The sequence below is a fragment of the Roseomonas genomospecies 6 genome (genome assembly GCF_008365375.1).
Lineage (GTDB): Bacteria > Pseudomonadota > Alphaproteobacteria > Azospirillales > Azospirillaceae > Azospirillum.
The window spans coordinates 92,655-111,301 of the sequence record NZ_QOKW01000010.1 but is presented as its reverse complement, the minus strand read 5'-3'; the positions used below and the strand labels follow the sequence as shown (position 1 = coordinate 111,301).

General features: G+C 69.7%; 16 protein-coding genes. 3 read left to right on the top strand and 13 right to left on the bottom strand.

Annotated features, from left to right (window positions below; all coding sequences use genetic code 11):
• Window position 1 precedes the first annotated feature (1 nt).
• The 3 genes from DS843_RS14720 to DS843_RS14710 form a co-directional block, all read right to left on the bottom strand.
• Window positions 2-1,501, bottom strand: coding sequence for an L-lactate permease (locus tag DS843_RS14720; protein WP_149469641.1), 1,500 nt, complete (start codon window positions 1,499-1,501; stop codon window positions 2-4).
• A gap of 104 nt (window positions 1,502-1,605) precedes the next feature.
• Window positions 1,606-2,184 (bottom strand): NADPH-dependent FMN reductase, encoded by a 579-nt coding sequence (locus tag DS843_RS14715; protein ID WP_149469640.1) that lies wholly within the window; start codon window positions 2,182-2,184, stop codon window positions 1,606-1,608.
• A gap of 75 nt (window positions 2,185-2,259) precedes the next feature.
• On the bottom strand, window positions 2,260-2,589 hold the full coding sequence (locus tag DS843_RS14710; protein ID WP_149469639.1) for a YnfA family protein: 330 nt from the start codon (window positions 2,587-2,589) through the stop codon (window positions 2,260-2,262).
• 124 nt (window positions 2,590-2,713) lie between these two features.
• Between DS843_RS14710 and DS843_RS14705 the strand changes: the two genes are divergently transcribed.
• On the top strand, window positions 2,714-4,720 hold the full coding sequence (locus DS843_RS14705; RefSeq protein ID WP_208852244.1) for a methyl-accepting chemotaxis protein: 2,007 nt from the start codon (window positions 2,714-2,716) through the stop codon (window positions 4,718-4,720).
• Window positions 4,721-4,840: 120 nt separating this feature from the next.
• Here the strand turns inward: DS843_RS14705 and DS843_RS14700 are convergent, their stop codons facing one another.
• The 8 genes from DS843_RS14700 to DS843_RS14665 form a co-directional block, all read right to left on the bottom strand.
• Window positions 4,841-5,581, bottom strand: a complete 741-nt coding sequence (locus DS843_RS14700; RefSeq protein WP_149469637.1) for an ABC transporter ATP-binding protein — start codon at window positions 5,579-5,581, stop codon at window positions 4,841-4,843.
• On the bottom strand, window positions 5,578-6,345 hold the full coding sequence (locus DS843_RS14695) for an ABC transporter ATP-binding protein (RefSeq protein WP_149469636.1): 768 nt from the start codon (window positions 6,343-6,345) through the stop codon (window positions 5,578-5,580). The genes DS843_RS14700 and DS843_RS14695 overlap by 4 nt, the downstream gene beginning before the upstream one ends.
• A complete protein-coding gene (locus DS843_RS14690) occupies window positions 6,342-7,370 on the bottom strand; it encodes a branched-chain amino acid ABC transporter permease (protein ID WP_208852243.1) in 1,029 nt (342 codons plus the stop codon). Before DS843_RS14690 ends, DS843_RS14695 begins: the two co-directional genes overlap by 4 nt.
• Complete coding sequence (locus DS843_RS14685; protein WP_149469635.1) at window positions 7,357-8,271, bottom strand: branched-chain amino acid ABC transporter permease; 915 nt, start codon at window positions 8,269-8,271, stop codon at window positions 7,357-7,359. The genes DS843_RS14690 and DS843_RS14685 overlap by 14 nt, the downstream gene beginning before the upstream one ends.
• 54 nt (window positions 8,272-8,325) lie before the next feature.
• On the bottom strand, window positions 8,326-9,438 hold the full coding sequence (locus DS843_RS14680) for an ABC transporter substrate-binding protein (protein WP_149469634.1): 1,113 nt from the start codon (window positions 9,436-9,438) through the stop codon (window positions 8,326-8,328).
• A 71-nt stretch (window positions 9,439-9,509) separates the two neighbouring features.
• The gene (locus DS843_RS14675; RefSeq protein WP_149469633.1) at window positions 9,510-10,043 is read right to left on the bottom strand and encodes an L-2-amino-thiazoline-4-carboxylic acid hydrolase; all 534 of its coding nucleotides are present in this window, start codon (window positions 10,041-10,043) and stop codon (window positions 9,510-9,512) included.
• Between the two features lie 2 nt (window positions 10,044-10,045).
• The gene (locus DS843_RS14670) at window positions 10,046-11,371 is read right to left on the bottom strand and encodes an NAD(P)/FAD-dependent oxidoreductase (RefSeq protein WP_149469632.1); all 1,326 of its coding nucleotides are present in this window, start codon (window positions 11,369-11,371) and stop codon (window positions 10,046-10,048) included.
• 212 nt (window positions 11,372-11,583) lie between these two features.
• A complete protein-coding gene (locus tag DS843_RS14665) occupies window positions 11,584-12,756 on the bottom strand; it encodes a M20 aminoacylase family protein (RefSeq protein WP_149469631.1) in 1,173 nt (390 codons plus the stop codon).
• Between the two features lie 181 nt (window positions 12,757-12,937).
• Here DS843_RS14665 and DS843_RS14660 point away from each other — a divergent pair, with 181 nt between their 5' ends.
• Both DS843_RS14660 and DS843_RS14655 read left to right on the top strand, forming a co-directional pair.
• Window positions 12,938-13,507 carry a TetR/AcrR family transcriptional regulator gene (locus DS843_RS14660; RefSeq protein WP_149469630.1) on the top strand — a complete coding sequence of 190 codons (570 nt, stop codon included), beginning with the start codon at window positions 12,938-12,940 and terminating at the stop codon, window positions 13,505-13,507.
• A gap of 3 nt (window positions 13,508-13,510) precedes the next feature.
• Window positions 13,511-16,921 (top strand): acyl-[ACP]--phospholipid O-acyltransferase, encoded by a 3,411-nt coding sequence (locus tag DS843_RS14655; protein ID WP_149469629.1) that lies wholly within the window; start codon window positions 13,511-13,513, stop codon window positions 16,919-16,921.
• Window positions 16,922-16,933: 12 nt separating this feature from the next.
• Here the strand turns inward: DS843_RS14655 and DS843_RS14650 are convergent, their stop codons facing one another.
• Window positions 16,934-17,527 carry an O-methyltransferase gene (locus tag DS843_RS14650; RefSeq protein ID WP_149469628.1) on the bottom strand — a complete coding sequence of 198 codons (594 nt, stop codon included), beginning with the start codon at window positions 17,525-17,527 and terminating at the stop codon, window positions 16,934-16,936.
• A 114-nt stretch (window positions 17,528-17,641) separates the two neighbouring features.
• Window positions 17,642-18,460 (bottom strand): tellurite resistance TerB family protein, encoded by an 819-nt coding sequence (locus DS843_RS14645; RefSeq protein ID WP_149469627.1) that lies wholly within the window; start codon window positions 18,458-18,460, stop codon window positions 17,642-17,644.
• Between the last annotated feature and the right edge of the window lie 187 nt (window positions 18,461-18,647).

The following is an 18,647-nucleotide window of genomic DNA, read 5'->3' as shown; positions in this document are numbered from 1 at the left end:
CCTACACCAGCCAGACCCAGAGCACGACGACGGCGAGCAGCGACGCCGTGGAGGCGAAGCCGATGGGCAGGGCCAGCCGGTAGATCGCCGATTCCGCCTTGGTCAGCCCCAGAAGGCTGGAAGCCAGCACGATCCGGCCCGGCGTCAGCAGGGTGCAGACGCTGCCCGCCACCACCTGGATGGCGGCGGCGGCGATCAGCGGCAGACTGCTGCCGGAGGCCAGATTGACCTGGATGTTCATCATCAGGGCGTTCGACGCGGTGTTGGAGCCGGTCAGCATGCCCGTCGCCGCCCCCAGGACCGGCACGGCCAGCACGGCGGCGGAGCCCGCCACCGCCTGCCACGCCTGCCCGAAGGCCGCGGCCCCGCCGGAAGCGGCCATGAAGGCGGCCAGTTCCACGAAGACCAGGGTCGCCGCCATCGGCACCAGCGCCGCGCGCAGGGCGGGACCCGCCACGCGCGGAGCGCGCCCGCGCGGCAAGCCCGCCAGCATGACCAGGGCAATGGCGACCAGCCACGTCGAGGGGTGGCGCAGCAGCGGCATCGGCGCCAGCCCCCCGAAGGGGTCGAGCACCAGCCGGTCCGCCGTCCAGTCCGACAGCGGCGGCACCAGCCGGGTCGCCATCAGCCCGCCGACCAGGACCACATAGGGCCACAGCAGGGCCAGCAGCCGGGACAGGCCGGCGAGGTCGCGCGGCAGCCGCCGTGCCTCCACCGCCACCAGAAGCACCGCCGTCGCCAACCCGCCGCCCAGTTCCGGGGCCACATACCGGTTGGTCAGCCAGAGCAGCCCGGCCAGAACCAGCATCAGGGCGACGTCCCGCGCCCGGTCCGTCAGGCTGGAGGTCAGCCCGGCACCATGGATCAGCCGCCAGAACACCGGCAGCAGGCAGGGCAGCACCACCACCATCAGGGCCGCGCTGGCGGTCCCCAGCTCCGCGAAGGGCACACCGATCAGCTCCGCCCCGACCCGCGTCCCCACGCCCAGCGCCCCCCAGGGGGCGAGCATCTGGCTGAACAGGCCCAGCGCCGCCGCGTGCGCCGGCGGCAGGTTCAACGGGCGCAGCATGGCGAGCGCGACGACCAGCCCGACGCCGAACCCCGTCACCGACTCCGCGAAGGGACCGGCCAGCAGGCAGGCGACGAAGACGGCGCGGCGTCGGTCCGCCGGGGTCTTCACCTCGCTTTGGACGTTGGCCTTGACGGCGCGCGCCTCGAAGGCGCGGTGGAACAGCAGGCCCGCCGCGATGATCGACATGGCGTGCCACGCCAACCATGCTCCTTCCCCGGCCTTCAGCGCCACGGCGGGAAGCAGCGTGGGCAGCCGGGCTGTCCAATCCGGAGCGGCGATTCCGCTGGGCTGCGCCGCGCTCAGCACCACCAAAAGCACCGCGGCGGCCAGGGCCATGCCCGCGGTTCCGGCGGTCAGCATGCTGACACGCCGCGACATCAACAGGGCGACGGTGGCGGCGAGCGGCAGCAGATGGAGGGTGAGGGGCATGATCGACACTGGGAACCGTGGATGAAGCGTGCTGATATACTAATATCTACCCGCTTGAGCCAGCCCCATCGGTCTTTGCGCGGCAGCCCCGCCCTTCCGGAAGGTTAGAAACCCTCCGCCCGTCGCAGAAGGGCAATCTCCGCCAGCAGGTCGTCGATGGCGGCCAGCGCGAAGTCCAGCGCGGCCCGGTCGGTCAGGCGGCCGTCCTTGATCTTCTCGTGCACCGTGCCGATGACCACCTGCGGGCGGGCGATGACCCGGCCCATCATGCCGGACAGCGTCTCGCGCATCTCGTGCTGGGCGCGCACGCCGCCGGTGAAGGCGGGGGAGGCGGTCATGATGAGGATCGGCTTTCCGCGCACCGGCGATCTCATGGCCGGTCGCGACGCCCAATCCAGCGCGTTCTTCAGCACGCCCGACATGCCGTAATTGTATTCGGGGGAGATGACGACCAGCCCGGCGGCGCCCGCGATGGCCTCGCGCAAGGCGGTGGCCGGCGCCGGTGTGTTCTCGGCGTCCAGGTCGGGATCGTAGGGCGGGATGTCGTTCAGCGGGAACAGCGTCATCTCCGCCTTGCCGCCCAGCGAGTCGGCGAGTGTGCTCAGCACCGCGGTGCAGTGGGACTGGCGGCGGATGCTGCCGGAAAGGCCGAGAAGACGGACGGGCTTTGCGGAGTCGGTCATCGGAACGGTCCTGCTGCGCTGTGAATGAGGTGCCCCTTCCAACGGCCCGAGGGGGGAATGGTGCCGCTTCCGCGGTCAGGCGGTTCCCCGCGGTCCGAGCAGGATGATGGCGGCTCCCACGCCGCAGACGGCGGCGCCGATCAGGTCCCAACGGTCGGGCGTCCGGCCCTCCGCGACCCACAGCCACAGCAGCGAGGCGGCGATGTAGACCCCGCCGTAGGCCGCGTAGGCGCGCCCGGCGAACTCCGCCTCCACCCGGGTCAGCAGCCAGGCGAAGGCCGTCAGGCAGAGCAGGCCCGGGAGAATCCACAAGGGCGATTTTTCCAGCCGCAACCACGCCCAGAAGGCGAAGCAACCGGCAATTTCTCCAACGGCGGCAGCGGCATAGAGGGCGAATGTGCTCATCGCGGGTCCCGGACCATGGTCGTGTATGGTGGGATAATACGGTGATGATTTTTTGCCATTAATACAGTAGAAATACCACTTAAGTAGTGTTCGGCAGGTGTTCTACGCGACGGGGTGCAGGCTTATGCGCGACAATGGACCGGTTACGAACCGCGAAATCGAGATGGCCGACGATGTGCTGCTGGTGTCGCGTACCGACACACGCGGCAAGATTACATTCGTCAATAAAGCATTTGTCGATATTAGCGGATTCTCAGAAACAGAATTGCTCGGCTCACCTCACAATCTTGTGCGGCACCCCGACATGCCTCCGGCGGCCTTCGCCAACCTGTGGGAAACCATCAAGGACGGGCGCCCGTGGGAGGGTCTCGTCAAGAACCGTTCGAAGTGCGGCGACCATTATTGGGTCAAGGCGAACGTCACCCCGATCACCGAGAAGGGCGTGGTGACGGAGTACATCTCCATCCGCTCCAAGCCCAGCCGCGAGGCGGTGGCGGAGGCGGAGCGCATCTATGCCGAGATCCGCGCCGGACGCGGCCAGCAGTATGCGCTGCTGGACGGCCAGATCGTCCGCCGCGGCTTCGGCGTCTGGCTGAGCGATCTGGCGTCCAGCATCGCCGGACGCATCCTTGCGACCACGGGCCTTCTGCTGCTGACCGTCATGATCCTCGGCTGGATGAGCCTGACCGGCACCGACAGCGTCGCGGCCTTCGCCGGGCTGATGCTGTTCGGTCTGCTGGTGGCGGGCATCGGCACGCTCAGCGTCCTGGGCACGGTGCGGCGCCCCCTCGGGCTGGTGGAAACGCATCTGGACGCCATCGCCCGCGGCGACCTGATGAGCAACATTCCCAGCTCCGGCGTGGCGGAATTCGCCCGCATCCGGTCGCAGATCCGCGCCGTGAAGGCGAAGCTGAACTACTCCACCCAGGAGCGCGCGGAGCGCCAGCGCCAGGCGGAGGAGGAGCGCATCGCCGCCCTCCAGGCCATGGCCGAGACGGTGGAGCGCGAGGCCAGCCACGCGGTGGAGCAGGTGGCCCTGCGCACCGGCGGCATGGCCCAGGACGCCGACGCCATGGCCAGCTCCGCCGAGCGGGTCAGCATCAACGCGCAGAACGTCGCGGCGGCGGCGGAAGAAGCGCTCGCCAACGCCCAGACCGTGGCGGCGGCGACCGAGGAGCTGGCGGCCTCGATCCGCGAGATCTCCTCCCAGATCGCCCATTCCAGCGCGGTGACCCGCCGCGCCGTGGAGAACGGCCAGCGCACCCAGGGCACCATCCAGTCGCTGTCCGAAGCGGTGGGGCGCATCGACGAGGTGGTGAAGCTCATCACCGACATCGCCAGCCAGACCAACCTTCTGGCGCTGAACGCGACCATCGAGGCGGCGCGCGCGGGCGAGGCCGGCAAGGGCTTCGCGGTGGTGGCGCAGGAGGTGAAGAACCTCGCCAACCAGACCGCCCGCTCGACCGAGGAGATCACCCGCCAGATCGCGGAGATCCAGGGGGTGACCAGCACCGCCGTGGGTGCGGTGGCGGAGATCGGCGACACCATCGGCGAGATCGACCAGATCTCCAGCGCCATCGCCGCCGCGATGGAGGAGCAGGCCGCCGCCACCCAGGAAATCAGCCGCAACGTGGTGGAGACCTCCAACGCCGCGCAGGAGGTGTCGGTGCGCATCGCCGCCGTGTCCAGCGACGCCGACCAGACCGGCGCCCAGGCGTCGGGCGTCCGGGCCGGTTCGGACGAGGTGGCGAACAGCATCGACGAGCTGCGCCGCGTGCTGGTGCGGGTCGTCCGCACCTCCACCAGCGACGCCGACCGCCGCCGCAGCCCGCGCTACCGCGTGAACGAGGCCTGCGGAGTCGTGGTGCAGGGGCGCGACCAGTCCGGCACGCTGACCGACCTGTCGAGCGGCGGCGCCATGTTGAAGGGGGTCACCGGCGTCGGAGTCGGCGAGCGCGGCACCCTGCGGCTGGACCGTTTCGGCCTGTCCATCGCCTTCGAGGTGCGGGCGGTCGACAAGGCGACCACCCATGTCCGCTTCGCCGACAGCGACGTCGCCCTGCCGCGTTTCCGCGATGCGTTCGGCCAGATGACGCGCGGTCTCCAACCGGTGACGACCGCCGCAGCCTGATAGGGCTCTGCCTGTGCCTGCTTGTCCAAAGCCCTTCTCCCACGGCGGGGAGAAGGGCTTTGCGTTTCAGCCTTCCGTCCTGTCCGCCGCCTTGATCCGGCGGCGCTGTTTCAAGAACCGTCAATGGGCGTGCCCGCCGAGATAGGCTTCGGCGATTCGCGGATCGTCGCGGAGCTGGGCGGCGGGTCCGGCCAGCACGATGCGCCCGTCCTCCATCACCGCGGCATGGTCGGCGACCCGCAACGCGGCGCGGGCGTTCTGCTCGACCAGCAGGATCGACACGCCCTCCGCCCGGATTCGCTGCACCAGATCGAAGATCTGCGCGACCACCATTGGGGCGAGCCCCAGAGACGGCTCGTCGAGCAGAAGCAGGGCGGGGCGGCGCATCAGGGCACGGGCGATGCACAGCATCTGCTGCTCGCCGCCCGACAGCGATCCGGCGTTCTGGCGCAACCGTTCCCGGAGAACCGGAAACATGTCGAGCATCCGGTCCAGTTCCCCCAGCCCGACGTCCCCGCCGCCGAGCACCAGATTCTCCCGCACGCTCATGTTGGAGAAGATCTGGCGGCCCTCCGGCGCCTGGGACAGGCCGAGCTTGACGATGCGGTGGGCGGGCAGGTTGGCGATGGGCTCACCGCGGAAGGCGATGCCGCCCCGGCTCGCCCGGTAGACGCCCGAGATCGCCCGCATCAGCGTCGTCTTGCCCACGCCGTTGGAGCCCAGAACGGCGACGATGGCGCCCTGCGCCACGGTCAGGTCGATGCCGTGCAGGATCTCCTGCGGCCCCATGGTGACGTGCAGGTTCCCGATCGCGAGGATCGGGCCGTTGGAATTCGGCCCATTGGAATTCGGCTGGGTCATGCGTCCACCCCCAGATAGGCTTCCAGAACCGCCGGGTCGCGGCGGATGGCGTCGGGCGGGCCGTCGGCGATCTTGCGTCCGGAGGCCAGCACCAGGATGCGCTGGCAGATGCTCATGACCAGGGTCATGTCGTGCTCCACCAGCATGATGGTCAGGCCGGTGCCGTGCAGCCGCTTGATGAAGTCGGCCAGCGCGCGGGTTTCCGTGTCGTTCAGGCCGGCGGCCGGCTCGTCCAGGATCAGGAATCGCGGCTGCATCGCCAGCGCGCGGGCGATCTCCAGATACTTGCGCTGGCCGTAGGGCAGGTTGGCCGCCAGTTCGCCCGCCACATGGGTCAGGCCGACGGCCTCCAGCGCCTCCCAGGTGCGGCGGCTGATCTCGGCGGAGCGGGCGCCGCCCCCCGCGAGGGAGCCGAGCAGGGCGCCGAGCGGCCCCTGCGGCAAAGCGCCAACCGCGCCGACCGACACGTTGTCGAAGACCGACATGTTCGGGAAGACGCGCAGGTTCTGGAAGGTGCGGCTGATGCCCAGCCGTGCCACCTGATTCGTCTTAAGGCCGCTGATGGTCCTGCCGTCAAAGGCGACGGTGCCCGACGACAGCGGCGTGAAGCCGGAAATCAGGTTGAACAGGGTGGTCTTGCCCGCCCCGTTCGGACCGATCAGCCCGACCAGCTCGCCCTCGTCCACATGGCCGGTCACGTCGTTCACCGCCAGCACGCCGCCGAAGCGGCGGCTGACGTTGCGGATGTCGAGAAGATGGGTCATCGCCAGCCGATCCCTTCGCCCTTCGCGGTGTTGCGCCACGCCGTCCCCAACTGGCGCCGCGCGAGCTGCAGCGCGGAGACCTCGCCCAGCAGGCCCTTCGGCAGCAGGAGGATCGACAGGAACATCACCAGACCGACCATGATGTTGCGGAAGTCGCCGAAGGCGCGCAGCCCCTCCGGCAGCAGGATCAGCAGAAGCGCGCCGATCACCGCTCCGGGCAGGCTGCCCAGACCGCCGACCACCACCATCGCCAGGATCAGGATGGATTCGGAGAATTTGAAGTCGCCCGGCGAGATGTAGCCGGTCATGTGCGCCCACAGGCTGCCCGCCACCCCGGCGAAGAAGGCCGACAGGGTGAAGGCCTCCATCTTCAGCCGCGCGGTCCGCACGCCCATGGCGTCGGCGCACTGGTCGTCCTCTCGGATCGAGCGCAGCGCGTTGCCGTAATAGGAATGGCTGAGCCGCCCGATCGCCAGGACGCACAGCGTCACCACCGTCGCCACCGTGTAATAGGTGGCAAGCCGGCCCGACAGGCTGAAGCCGAACAGTTCCAGCCCCTTGGTGACGATGATGCCGTTGGGACCCTTGGTGAACTCCACCCAGTTCAGCATGACCAGATAGATCATCTGCCCGATGGCGAGTGTGGCCACGGCGAAATAGATGCTGACCAGCCGCATGGTCGGCAGCGCCACCAGGAAGGCGATCAGCGCCGCCACCAGACCGGACAGCGGCAGGGTCACCGTGAAGCCCAGCCCGAACTTGGTCGAGAGCAGGGCGGCGGTGTAGGCGCCCACCCCGTAGAAGGCCGCGTGCCCCAGATGCAGCAGCCCGGCCACACCCGTGACCAGATGCATGGAGGCGGACAGCAGGATGAAGATCAGCGCCAGATTGGCGATCTGGTAGAAATAGCCGCGGTCGAAGCCGGCCAACAGGGCGGGTAGCCCGACGAAGACCAGCAGGGCGAGCAGGAGCGGAATCAGCGCGCCCTGCCCGCGGCGCGGCGCCGACAGGTCAGACACGTTCACGGCGCGCTCCGAACAGTCCGTTGGGGAAGAAGATCAGGGTCAGGATCAGGAAGCCGTAGGCCACCATGTCCGACCAGCCCGACGACACGAAGGTCGTCGCCATGCTCTCCGAGATGCCCAGGATCAGGGCGCAGATCACGGCACCCGGGATGGAGGACAGACCGCCCATCACCATGGCGACGAAGGCCTTGATGCCGGGCACGAAGCCCATGGAGGGGAAGATCGCCCCGTAATAGAGCCCCGTCAGGATGCCCGCCGCCGCGCCCATCATCGAGCCGACGACGAAGGTCATGATGATGGTGCGGTCTGTGTCGATGCCCACATACTTGGCGCCCAGCGGGTTGTTCGACACCGCCCGGATCGACAAGCCGATGCGGGTGCGGGTCAGCAGATACTGGAGACCGATCAGCATCGCGGCGGCCACGCCGAAGATGATGAAGTCGCCGGTCACCAGAATCACCGGCCCGATCCGCACCGGCGTGTTGATGAGATACTCGAACGGGACGGAGCGCATCTGCGACCCGAACACGATCTCCAGCCCCTCGCGCACCACGATGGACACGGCGAGCGAGGAGAGCAGGGTGGATTCGCGCATCGCCCGCGACTTCAGCGACGCCTCGTCGGTGAAGCGGCGGAAGGGCTTGAAGGCCACCCGCTCCAGCGAGAATCCGGCCAGCGCGCCGATCGCCAGGGCGATGAAGATCACCGCGAAGATCGGCGGGGCCGTCGCGGAGATCAGCACCAGCCCGGCGAAGGCGCCCAGCGTGTAGACCTCGCCATGGGCGAAGTTGACGACGTTCAGCACGCCGAAGATCAGCGTGAAGCCGATCGCCATCAGCGCGTAGGTCATCCCCAGCGACAGCCCGATGGCGAGCTGCTGGAGGTAGTATGGGTCGATCATGCGGGCCGTTCGCTGGAGATCGTTGGGCTATCGGGTCGGAAGCGGGCGTGCCGGTCAGTCGGCGACCGGCACGAAGGCGCCGCCCTTGACCTCGACCTTCACCAGTTCCTTTTCGGCCTCGCGGTCGGCGCTGAAGCTGGTCTTGCCGGTTACGCCGGGGAAGTCCTTGGTCTGGGCCAGGGCGTCGCGCACCTTTTCGCGGGTCGGGTTCGGATAGGCCTTCTCGACCGCGGCCAGCATGATGCGCACGGCGTCATAGGCCTGGGCCGGGAACTGGCCCGGAACCGCGCCATTGGAGGCGGCCTTCCACTCCGTCACGAAATGCTGGATGTGCGGGGCCGGATCGGTCGGCAGGAAGTTGGAGGTCAGGTGCACGCCCTCCGCCGCGTCGCCGGCCAGCTCGATCAGCTTCGGGCTGTAGGCGGCGGAGGTGGAGTAGACCGGCGTCTTGATGCCGAGCTGCTGAACCTGACGCAGGAACTGCGCGCCGTCCTCGTAGAAGAAGCCGGTGTAGATGGCGTCCGGCTTCGCGCGCTCCAGCTTGCTGATCAGCGAGCGATAGTCCTTCAGGCCACGGTTGAAGAATTCGGAGAAGACCACCGTGCCGCCGTTGGCCTTCACACCGTCGGTGAAGCCGGAGACGACGGACTGGCCCCAGTCGGTCTGCTCGGCGATGACGGCGATGTTCTTGTAGCCCTTGGACAGCATCCACTTGGCGTTGTAGGGGCCTTCCTGCGCCTGGGTGGCGATGTTGCGGAACTGGTACTTGGAGATCTTGGTGTAGTCGGGGTGCGAGGCCGTCTGCGAGAGCTGCGGCATCCCGGCGTCCTTGTAGACCTGCGCCGAGGCCATCGACACGCCCGACGTGAAGTCGCCCAGCACGCCGACGATCGCCTTGTCGTCCACGAACTTGCGGGCGATGTTGGTGCCTTCCTTGGCGTCGGAGCGGCTGTCCTCGAAGACGATCTCGGCCTTGAAGGGCTTGCCGGCGGCGTTGAACTCGGCCAGCGCGATCTCGGCGGCCTTGCGGAAGTCCTGACCGTACTGGGCGGTCTCGCCGGTCAACGGAAGCTGGTAGCCGATCTTCACGGTGTCGGCGGCCAGAGCGGTGCCGGCCAGCGCGGCCGTCATGAGGGCGGCGAGGGAGGCGGTCTTCAGGGCGGTCATCGTGGGTGAACCTTTCTTGCGAAGGCCGGCTTCGGTGCCGGAATTGGGCAGCGTCGTTCGGTGGGCGTGAATCAGGCGGCCTTGGGGCCGGGCAGGACCTTCAGGCGGCAACAGCCCTCGTCGCCGGGCTTCCAGGTCTCGCCGCGGAAGACGAAGCCCGCCGCCTCGAACAGGCCGCCGTCGATGGCGCCGGCCATGTTGCAGAGCAGTTCCAGATCCTCGTCGGACTTGCCCTGGGCCTGCCACGCCTCCTTCAGGGGGCAGCGGTGGAAATGGATCTCCAGCGCGTCGCCGTCGCAGCGCTTGATCTCCGGCGCGAACATGGAATCGCGGTTGGGGATGCCGTCGAGGAAGGCGTGGCACAGGCCGGCGAGGTCGTCCGGGCCGTGCGCGGCGTACTTCACGCCCATCGCCTCGCCCAGGCGGCGGGTCGCCTCGCGCCCGATGTCCAGCGCCGTGTCAGTGCCGTAGCGCTCGCGCAGCACGTCGAACATGTGGGCGTAGGACGCGGCCCGCATCGCGTAGGCGTTGCGGAGCTGCGTGGCGTGGTCCGGGGCGGCGCCAGCGGCGGGTGCAGAGGCGGACGCCTTGGTGTCTTCAGTCATCGTCAGATTTCCCGGATGTCGTTCCAGCGGTATTGCAGGAGTTTGAACGGACCGATGCGTTGCAGCAGGTCGTTGAAGGGCAGGGGGCGCGGTTCGGTCAACGGCAACGCCAGTTCCGCCGGATCGCGGCCCAGCGCGGCGTAGGCCAGTTCCCGCCCCAGCGAGACGGACAGGGCGACTCCGCGCCCGTTGCAGCCCGCCCAGGTGAAGGCGTTGGGGCCGAGCTGGTGGACCCGCGGGGTGTAGTCGGTGGTCATGGCGATCCGCCCGTTCCACACATGGTCGAACCGCAGGCCGCGCAGCGTCGGGAACATTGAGGCCAGCCGCAGCCCGACGATGCGCCGCAGCCGGTCCGCCCCGTCGATGGGGACCAGCAGCGCGCCGCCGCTGACCAGCCGGTTGTCGGCGGTGTAGCGCATGAAGCGCAGGTCGCCGTGGGTGTCCGACATGGCCTGACGGCCCGGCAGGATGCTGCGCCGCTGCGCCTCGTCCAGCGGCTGGGTCGCCATCTGCCAGGACAGGACGGGCACGACCTCCGTCCGGATTTCCGGGAAGACCGCGGCGGCGTAGCCGTTGGTGCCCAGCACCAGGGCATGGGCGGTCACCGTGCCGCCCGGCGTGCGCGCGACCCAGCGGTCGCCGGTCCGCTCCACCGACAGGACCGGAGAGTTGATGAAGACCGACGCGCCGGCCTCCACCGCCTTGCCGGCCAGCCCGCGGGCCAGGGCCAGCGGGTTGATGTGGCCGCCGCTGCGGTTCATCCAGCCGCCGTAATAGGCGTCGGTGCCCAGCAGGTCCGAAATGCCGGCGCGGTCGAGCAGCTCCACCGGAGCGCCCCGGCTGCCCCACTGCTTCGCCCGCCGCTCGGCGATGGCGATGCGGCCCGGTGAGTGAACCGGCTGCACCCATCCGGTCTGCTCCGCCGCGCAGTCGATTCCCAGGCGGCGAATCAGGGCGAACAGGGTCTCGGCGCTGTCGCGGATCAGCGCGACGAAGCGTTCGCCCCGCTCCGGCCCGAACCTAGCGACCAGATCCTCGGGGTCCGGACGCGTCAGGGTCGGGATGACCTGCCCGTTGTTGCGCCCGGACGCGCCGCGCCCGATCTCCGACGCTTCCAGGACGACGGCGCGCTTGCCCGACTCGGCGGCGTGCAGGGCCGCCGACAGGCCGGTGAAGCCGCCGCCGATGACCAGCAGGTCGGTCTCCACCGCGTCCTTGAGCGCCGGAAGGGCCGGCGGCGGCGGGGCCGTGGCTTCCCACAGGGAGTCGGGCCGCTGCCAGATGCCGCCGGTTCCAGGAACGCCGGTCTTGTTCTCTATCGCCTTCACCGTGCCTTGTCCCACATCTGTCGGGTGAAATCGGCCCGATCATGGGACAAATTGCATACCCGGGCAATTCCCATGGAGAGGACGCGGTAATTTTCCTGTTTCATACACAAGCCATAGGGAGATAGGGATGGTTTGTACAAGTCGCCCGGAATGAACGTGGTGGCCTTTGTAAACCCTCTCCCCTCTGGGGAGAGGGGATTTAAGGGTTGCCGTCACGCCGCGCGCGGCAGCACCGTCTCGGCCAGCCGCACCCAATAGCTGAGGCCGATGGGCAGGACCGCGTCGTTGAAGTCGTAATGCGGGCTGTGCAGGTTCCGCCCGCCGTCCGACGGACCGGCGCCGACCCAGACGTAGCAGCCGGGCCGCTGCTGGAGCATGAAGGCGAAATCCTCCGCGCCCATGCTGGGCATCGGGTCCAGGTCCAGCCCCGATTCGCCGACGACTCCGGCGGCGGCGCGGCGGGCCAGCTCGGTCGCGGCGGCCTCGTTCACCGTGGAGGGATAGCGGCGCTCGTAGCGCATCTCCGCCTCGACGCCGTAGCCCGTGGCGATGGCCTTCGCCAGTTCGCCCATGCGCCGCTCCACCATGTCCTGAACCTCCTTGCGGAAGGTGCGGGTGGTTCCACGCAGGACAGCGGTGGCCGGAAGGACGTTCCACGTATCGCCCGCGTGGAACTGCGTGACGCTGACCACGGCGGAATCGACCGGATGCACGCTGCGGCTGGCGATGGTCTGCCAGGCGTTGACGATCTGGGTCCCGGCCAGGATCGTGTCGGTGCCCAGATGCGGCATGGCGGCGTGGGTGCCCTTGCCGGTCAGGGTCAGTTCGAAGATGTCGTAGGCGGCCATGATCGGGCCGGGGCGCAGCGCGATCTTGCCGACCTCCAGGCCCGGCCAGTTGTGCATGCCGTAGACCTGATCGACGGGGAATTTCTCGAACAGCCCGTCCTCGACCATCACGCGCCCGCCACCCTCGTTCTCCTCCGCGGGCTGGAAGACGAAGGCGATGGTGCCCTGGAAGTTAGGATTCGCCGACAGGTGGCGCGCCGCACCCAGCAGCATCGCCGTGTGCCCGTCATGCCCGCAGGCGTGCATGCGCCCGGGATTGCGCGAGGCGTGGGGCAGGTTGGTCTGCTCGTGGATGTGCAGGGCGTCCATGTCGGCGCGGAAGGCGACCGCCGGCCCCTCGCCGTTGCGCAGCACGCCGACCACGCCGGTCTTGGCGAGGCCGCGGTGAACCTCCAGCCCGAAGGAGGCCAGCTTCTCCGCCACGAAATCGCTGGTCCGTTCTTCCTCGAACGCCGTTTCCGGGTGGGCGTGCAGGTCGCGCCGCCACGCGGTCATGTCGGCCGTCAGCGCCTCCGTCCCGTCGATCGTCCTCACCATGTCCCTGTTCCCCCGTGTTTCGAGCGTGTGTTTCGAGAATGTATGCGAACGATCCTGCCGCAAACCGCCGCCCCCGCAAAGCGCACGGTGGATGCGGTGCCGACACACCACCCTTGCATGGCCTGACAATTCCATGCAGGATGTGAGTGAACATTCACTCATGGTGCTGAACGGGAACTCCATGTCCAACGATGTCCGCAGCAAGGTCCGGGACGCCGCCATCGCGCTGTTCGCCCGGAAGGGGGTGAAGGCGACGACCATCAAGGACATCGCCCGCGCCGCCGGAGTGTCCGAAGGGGCGCTGTACCGGCATTGGGCCAGCAAGGAGGAGCTTGCCGCCGCCCTGTTCGCCGCCGAATACACCGCCCTGTCGCACAGCCTGCGCGAGGCGGCGGGAACCGGTCCGGCGCCGCAGCGGCTGCGCCGCGTCATCGCCTGGGCCTTCGGGCTGGCGGAGGAGGCACCGGACCGCGCGCGTTTCCTCCTGCTGTCGCAGCACGACGCGCTTCCCCTGGTTCCTGACGGGCTGGAGACCCCGGTGGACGTGGTCTGCGCCATCGTCGGGGACGGCATCGCGGAGGGAACCATCGTCGATGCCGACCGGGAGGCGCTGGCCCACACCGTCATCGGCGCCATTGTCCTGAACATCCAGTCGCACGTTTACGGACGGCAGACGGCTCCGCTCGGCACGCTGGCCGACACGGTCGCCGACGCGCTGTTGCGCGGCCTGTCCACCGAAAAGGGAGCCTGACGCATGAGCGAACTCGGCCTTCTCGCCACGCGGCGCTTCCTGCCGCTGTTCGTCACGCAATTCCTGGGCGCTTTCGGCGACAACGTGCTGCGCGGCGCCATCGCGGTCCTGGCCGTCTACGGCATGGCGGGGACGGCGGGCGACGGCGCGCTGATCTCGACGCTTGCCGCGGCGGCCTTCACCGTGCCCTTCCTGCTGTTCTCGGCGACCGCCGGGCAGTTGGCCGACCGGTTCGACCGCACGCTGATCGCCCGCGCGGTGAAGGTGGCGGAGATCGGCCTGATGGCCATCGCCGCCTGGGGCATCATGCGCGCCGACCTCGGCGTGCTGATCGTCGCGCTGGTCGGCATGGGCGCCCATTCCACCGTCTTCGGGCCGGTCAAGTACGGCCTTCTCCCCGACCTGCTGAAACCGGAGGAGCTGACCGCCGGAAACGGTCTGGTGGAGGCTGGGACCTTCGTGGCGATCCTGCTGGGCACCATCGCCGGGGGCTCGCTGGCTCTGGCCCATCCGCTGGCGCTTCCGGGGCTGCTGGGGGCGACGGCGCTGGGCGGGCTGGCGGCGTCGCTGCTGATCCCGCGGGCGGGCAACGCCGACCGGACGGTGCGCGTCGGGCTGAACCCGGTGTCGGTCACCCTGCGCGTGCTGCGCGCCACCGCGCGGGACCGCGTGTCGATGCTGGCGATCTACGGCATTTCGGTCTTCTGGGGTGTCGGGGCGGTCGTCATGGCCCAGTTCCCGGCCATCGCGCGGGAGACGCTGGGGACGGACAGCGCGGGGGCGACGCTGCTTCTGGCGGTCTTCGCGGTCGGCGTGGCGGTCGGCTCCGTGTATGCCGGGCTGGGGCACCGGGTGCCGTCGCGCTCCGACGCGCGCCGCGCCGCCCTGGCGGGCCTCGTCGCTGCCGTGGCCGGGGGCGCGCTGCCCTTCCTGACTCCCGACGTTCCGTCGGCGGAGCCGCTGTCGGCACTGGCGCTGCTGGCCCAGCCCTGGGCGATGCCGCTGCTGGCCGACCTGTTCCTGATCGCCGCGGCGGGCGGCGCCTTCGCCGTGCCCCTCTACGCGCTGATCCAGCACCGCGCGGCGGTCTCGGCCCGCGCGCGGGTGATCGCGGCGGCCAACGTGGTCAACGCGCTGTTCATGGTGGTCGGCTCGGGCATCGCCGCCGCCATGCTGGCGCTGGGCGTCACGCCGCTGACCGTCGCGGCCTGGGGCGGGGCGAGCATGCTGGCCGCCGTCGTCCTGGCGCTCGCCATCGACGCGGTGGGCATGGGACGGGCGCTGGCCCGCGCCTTCTTCCGGATCGCCTTCCGGGTGGAACTGCGCGGGGCGGAACATCTGGAGCGGCTGGAGGGGGCGGCGGTCGTCACGCCGAACCACCAGTCCTTCCTGGACGGCGCTCTGCTCGCCGCCTTCCTGCCGGGGATGCGCTTCGCGGTGGACAGCTTCATCGCGCAGCAGGCCTGGGCCAAGCCCTTCCTGGCGCTGGCCGACCATGTGACCATCGACCCGACCAAGCCGATGGGCACGCGCCTGCTCGCCCGCACCCTGGCCGAGGGGCACAAGATCTGCATCTTCCCGGAAGGGCGCATCACCGTCACCGGTTCGCTGATGAAGATCAACGGCGGACCCGGCATGCTGGCCGACAAGGCGGGCTGCCCCATCGTGCCGGTCTGCATCGAGGGGGCGCAACGCTCCATCCTGTCCCGCATGCACGGGCGGCTGCGGCTGGGCCTGTTCCCGCGCATCATCATCACGGTCATGCCGCCGGTCGCCACCCCGGACGTCACGGGTCTCGCCGGCAAGAAGCGGCGGGCGGCGCTGAAGTCCTGGCTGTCGCGCGTCATGACGGAGACCGTCTTCGCCGCCGGGCAGCGGCCCGACACGCTGGCGCTTGCCCTGTTGGAGGCCGGACGGAAGACCGGCTGGGGCAAGGCGGCGGTGCAGGACGGCGACTTCACGACGCTGTCCTACCGCGCGCTGACCGCGCGCTCCCTGGTGCTGGGCCGCATCCTGGCGCGCGGCACGGCGCCGGGCGAAGCGGTGGGCGTGCTGCTGCCGACCGCCTCGCCCACCGCGGCGGTGTTCTTCGGGCTGGCGGCTTACGGGCGGCCCGCGGCGATGCTGAACTTCACCGCCGGGGCCGAGGCCGTGAGGGCGGCCTGCCGCGCCGCCGGGCTGCGCCGGATCGTCACGTCGGCCCGCTTCGTGGAGATGGGACGGCTCGGTCCGCTGGTGGAGGCGCTGGCTGCCGACCATTCCATCATCTATCTGGAGGACGTGAAGCGCGGGCTGGGTGTCGGGGACACGCTGCGCGCGCTGGCTGCGTCGGTTGCCCCGGAACGCTTCCTGCCGGAGCAAGGGCGGCCGGACGACGTGGCGGCGATCCTCTTCACCTCGGGGTCGGAAGGGCCGCCCAAGGGCGTGGCGCTGACCCACGACAACCTGCTCGCCAACATGGCGCAGGTGGCCTCCGTCGTGGATTTCACGCGGCAGGACGTGGTGTTCAACTGCCTGCCGGTCTTCCATTCCTTCGGGCTGCTGGGCGGGATGCTGCTGCCGATCCTGAACGGGGTGAAGACGGTGCTCTACCCCAACCCGCGCCACGTCCGGCTGATCCCGGAACTGGTCTACCAGACGAACGCCACGGTGCTGTTCGGCACGGATTTCTTCCTAAACGCCTGGGCGCGGGCGGCGGACCCCTACGACTTCCGCTCGCTGCGGCTGGTCTTCGCCGGAGCCGAGCGGTTGCAGGAGGAGACCCGCCGCACCTACACGGAACGGCTGCGGGTGCATCTTCTGGAGGGTTATGGCACCACCGAGACCTCCCCGGTCATCGCGGTCAACACGCCGGCCCGCTTCCGCCCCGGCACGGTCGGCCAGGCCCTGCCCGGCATCGAGACGGAGCTGCTTCCGGTCCCCGGCGTGCCCGTCGGCGGGCGGCTGCGGGTGCGCGGGCCGAACGTGATGAAGGGCTACATGCGCGCCGACAACCCCGGTGTCGTGGAGCCGACTGAGGACGGCTGGCACGACACCGGCGACATCGTGGACATCGACGCGGACGGCTTCATCCGCATCGTCGGGCGCGTGAAGCGCTTCGCCAAGGTGGCCGGCGAGATGGTCCCGCTGGGGCTGGTCGAGGAGTTGGCCCTGCACGCCGCGCCGGAGGCCGCCCACGCCGCCATTGCCCTGCCGGATGCCCGGCGCGGCGAGCGGATCGTCCTGGTCACCGCCGGCACCGGCCCGACCCGCGACGCGCTGGCGGCGGCGGCAAAGTCCAGGGGGGCGCCGGAAATCGCCATTCCCCGCGACATCCTGAGGGTCGAGACCATTCCTCTGCTGGGCACCGGCAAGACCGACTATCCCGCGGTGGCGCGGCTGGCCGCGGAGATGCTGGCGAGCGAGACGGCGTAGCCGGGGACGGGGTCAGGGGCGGCAGGCGACGTGCAGCCCCTTTCCCACCGGAAACACGGTGGAGCCGAAGCCCGGCAGGGCCTCCACCGCCGCGATGTAGCCGGCGATCTCCTCCGGGTGGGACAGGGCGTTGTCGGCCAGCAGCAGGCAATCCGGCTCCAGTTTCGGCAGCAGCAGGCGAAGCTGCTCCGGGGCGGTCCAGCGGTCGGCGTCGAAGAACACGCAATCGAAGGGACCGTCCAGCCCCGCCACCGTCTCCGTCGCGTCGCCGACCAGCAGGGTCACGCGGCTGGCCAGACCGGCGCGCTCCAGGTTTGTGGCGGCCTGGGCGCTCTTGCCCGGATCGCGCTCGATGCTGGTCAGCGGCTCCGCCGCCCCGACGGCCTTCAGCGCCGCGGCGAGCCAGAGGGTGCTGACGCCGTTGGAGGTGCCGATCTCCAGGACCCGCCGCCGCCGCCCGCTGCGCACCAGAATGTGCAGAAGCTCCGCCGTCTCGCGCTCCAGATTCAGCATCTTGCGGGCACGGTCGCCCTCGCGCGCGTCGTTGTCGCGCCCGAAGCTCTCCAACTCGCGCAGCACGCGGTCGACGGCATCGTCCAGAAGCATGGCCCAAGTCCCGGCGGCGGAAGGTGGCCTGAAACTGCGCCGTCCGACCGGTTGCGGTCAACGGAATAACCCTCCCCCGCCGCGACGGCGGGAGAAGGCATCCCATGGGCATCGTCACGCCGCTTTGTTGAGCTGTTCGGCGCGCTGCGGGGCGATCTTCAGACGGGTGGCGAGGTAGCTCAGATAGGCGCGCTCCGCCTCATGCTCGCGGTCCACCGCCATCAGCGACGCCAGATAGACCTGCTCCGCCATGTCCGGATCGGTGACGGAGCGGACCAGCGCGTCGAGCGATTGGGGCTGGGCCAACTCCCGCTCGACGATCCGCCGCTCCTCCGGTCCGCCGCCGGCCTCGTCCAGGGCGGACAGGACGCGCTGGCGTTCCGCTGCGGAGATTTCGCCATCGGCGTTGGCGGCGGCGATCATGGCCCGGATCAGCAGCAGGGCGTGCTGGTCCTCCATGGCGAGTTCGGGAAAGGCGCCCTCTCCGGAGGACGGAGCGGCGTCGGGCGGTGGAGCGGTGCGCTGCTGGAACACCTGGGACAGCCGGTCGCCCAACGATCCGCCCCCGGTTGCCCCGGCCCCGCCGAGGATGCCGCCCGGCGCGTTGCCCGATCCGCCCTGGGTTCCTACCGGCGGAGCGCCCCACGGGCTGCCGCCCGGCTGGGCGGTCCGGTCGCGTCCCTGACCGGCCGGCGGCATGTTCTGCTGCCGCTCCTGATAGGCGCGGTAGGCGAGATAGGCCAGCGCGCCCAGCCCGGCCATGGGGCCGACGCCCATGCCGCCGCGCGCGTGCATCGCCGGCCCGGCCCCCATCCCGGACCCACCAATTCCGGCCCGGTTGAGGATCGAGCCCAAATCCTGGGCGCCCCTGCGGTTGTGTCCGCCCATGCCGGTCGCCAGAAGGGTGCCGAGGATGTTCTGCAGGTTTGCCATGACGCGCCTCTCTCCATGTCGATGCAGCCTTGTGCCCCATCAACAGGTGAGACGGGCCGGGATCACGGCGCAGCTAAGGGTGCTGATGGTGGGCCTGACCAGCCGATGCTATCCCTATGCCGGAGGTGGTGTGGCCTTAGTACAGGCTGTGCAGCGTGCCGACTTCCGCTATCGTGGCGGGCACCAG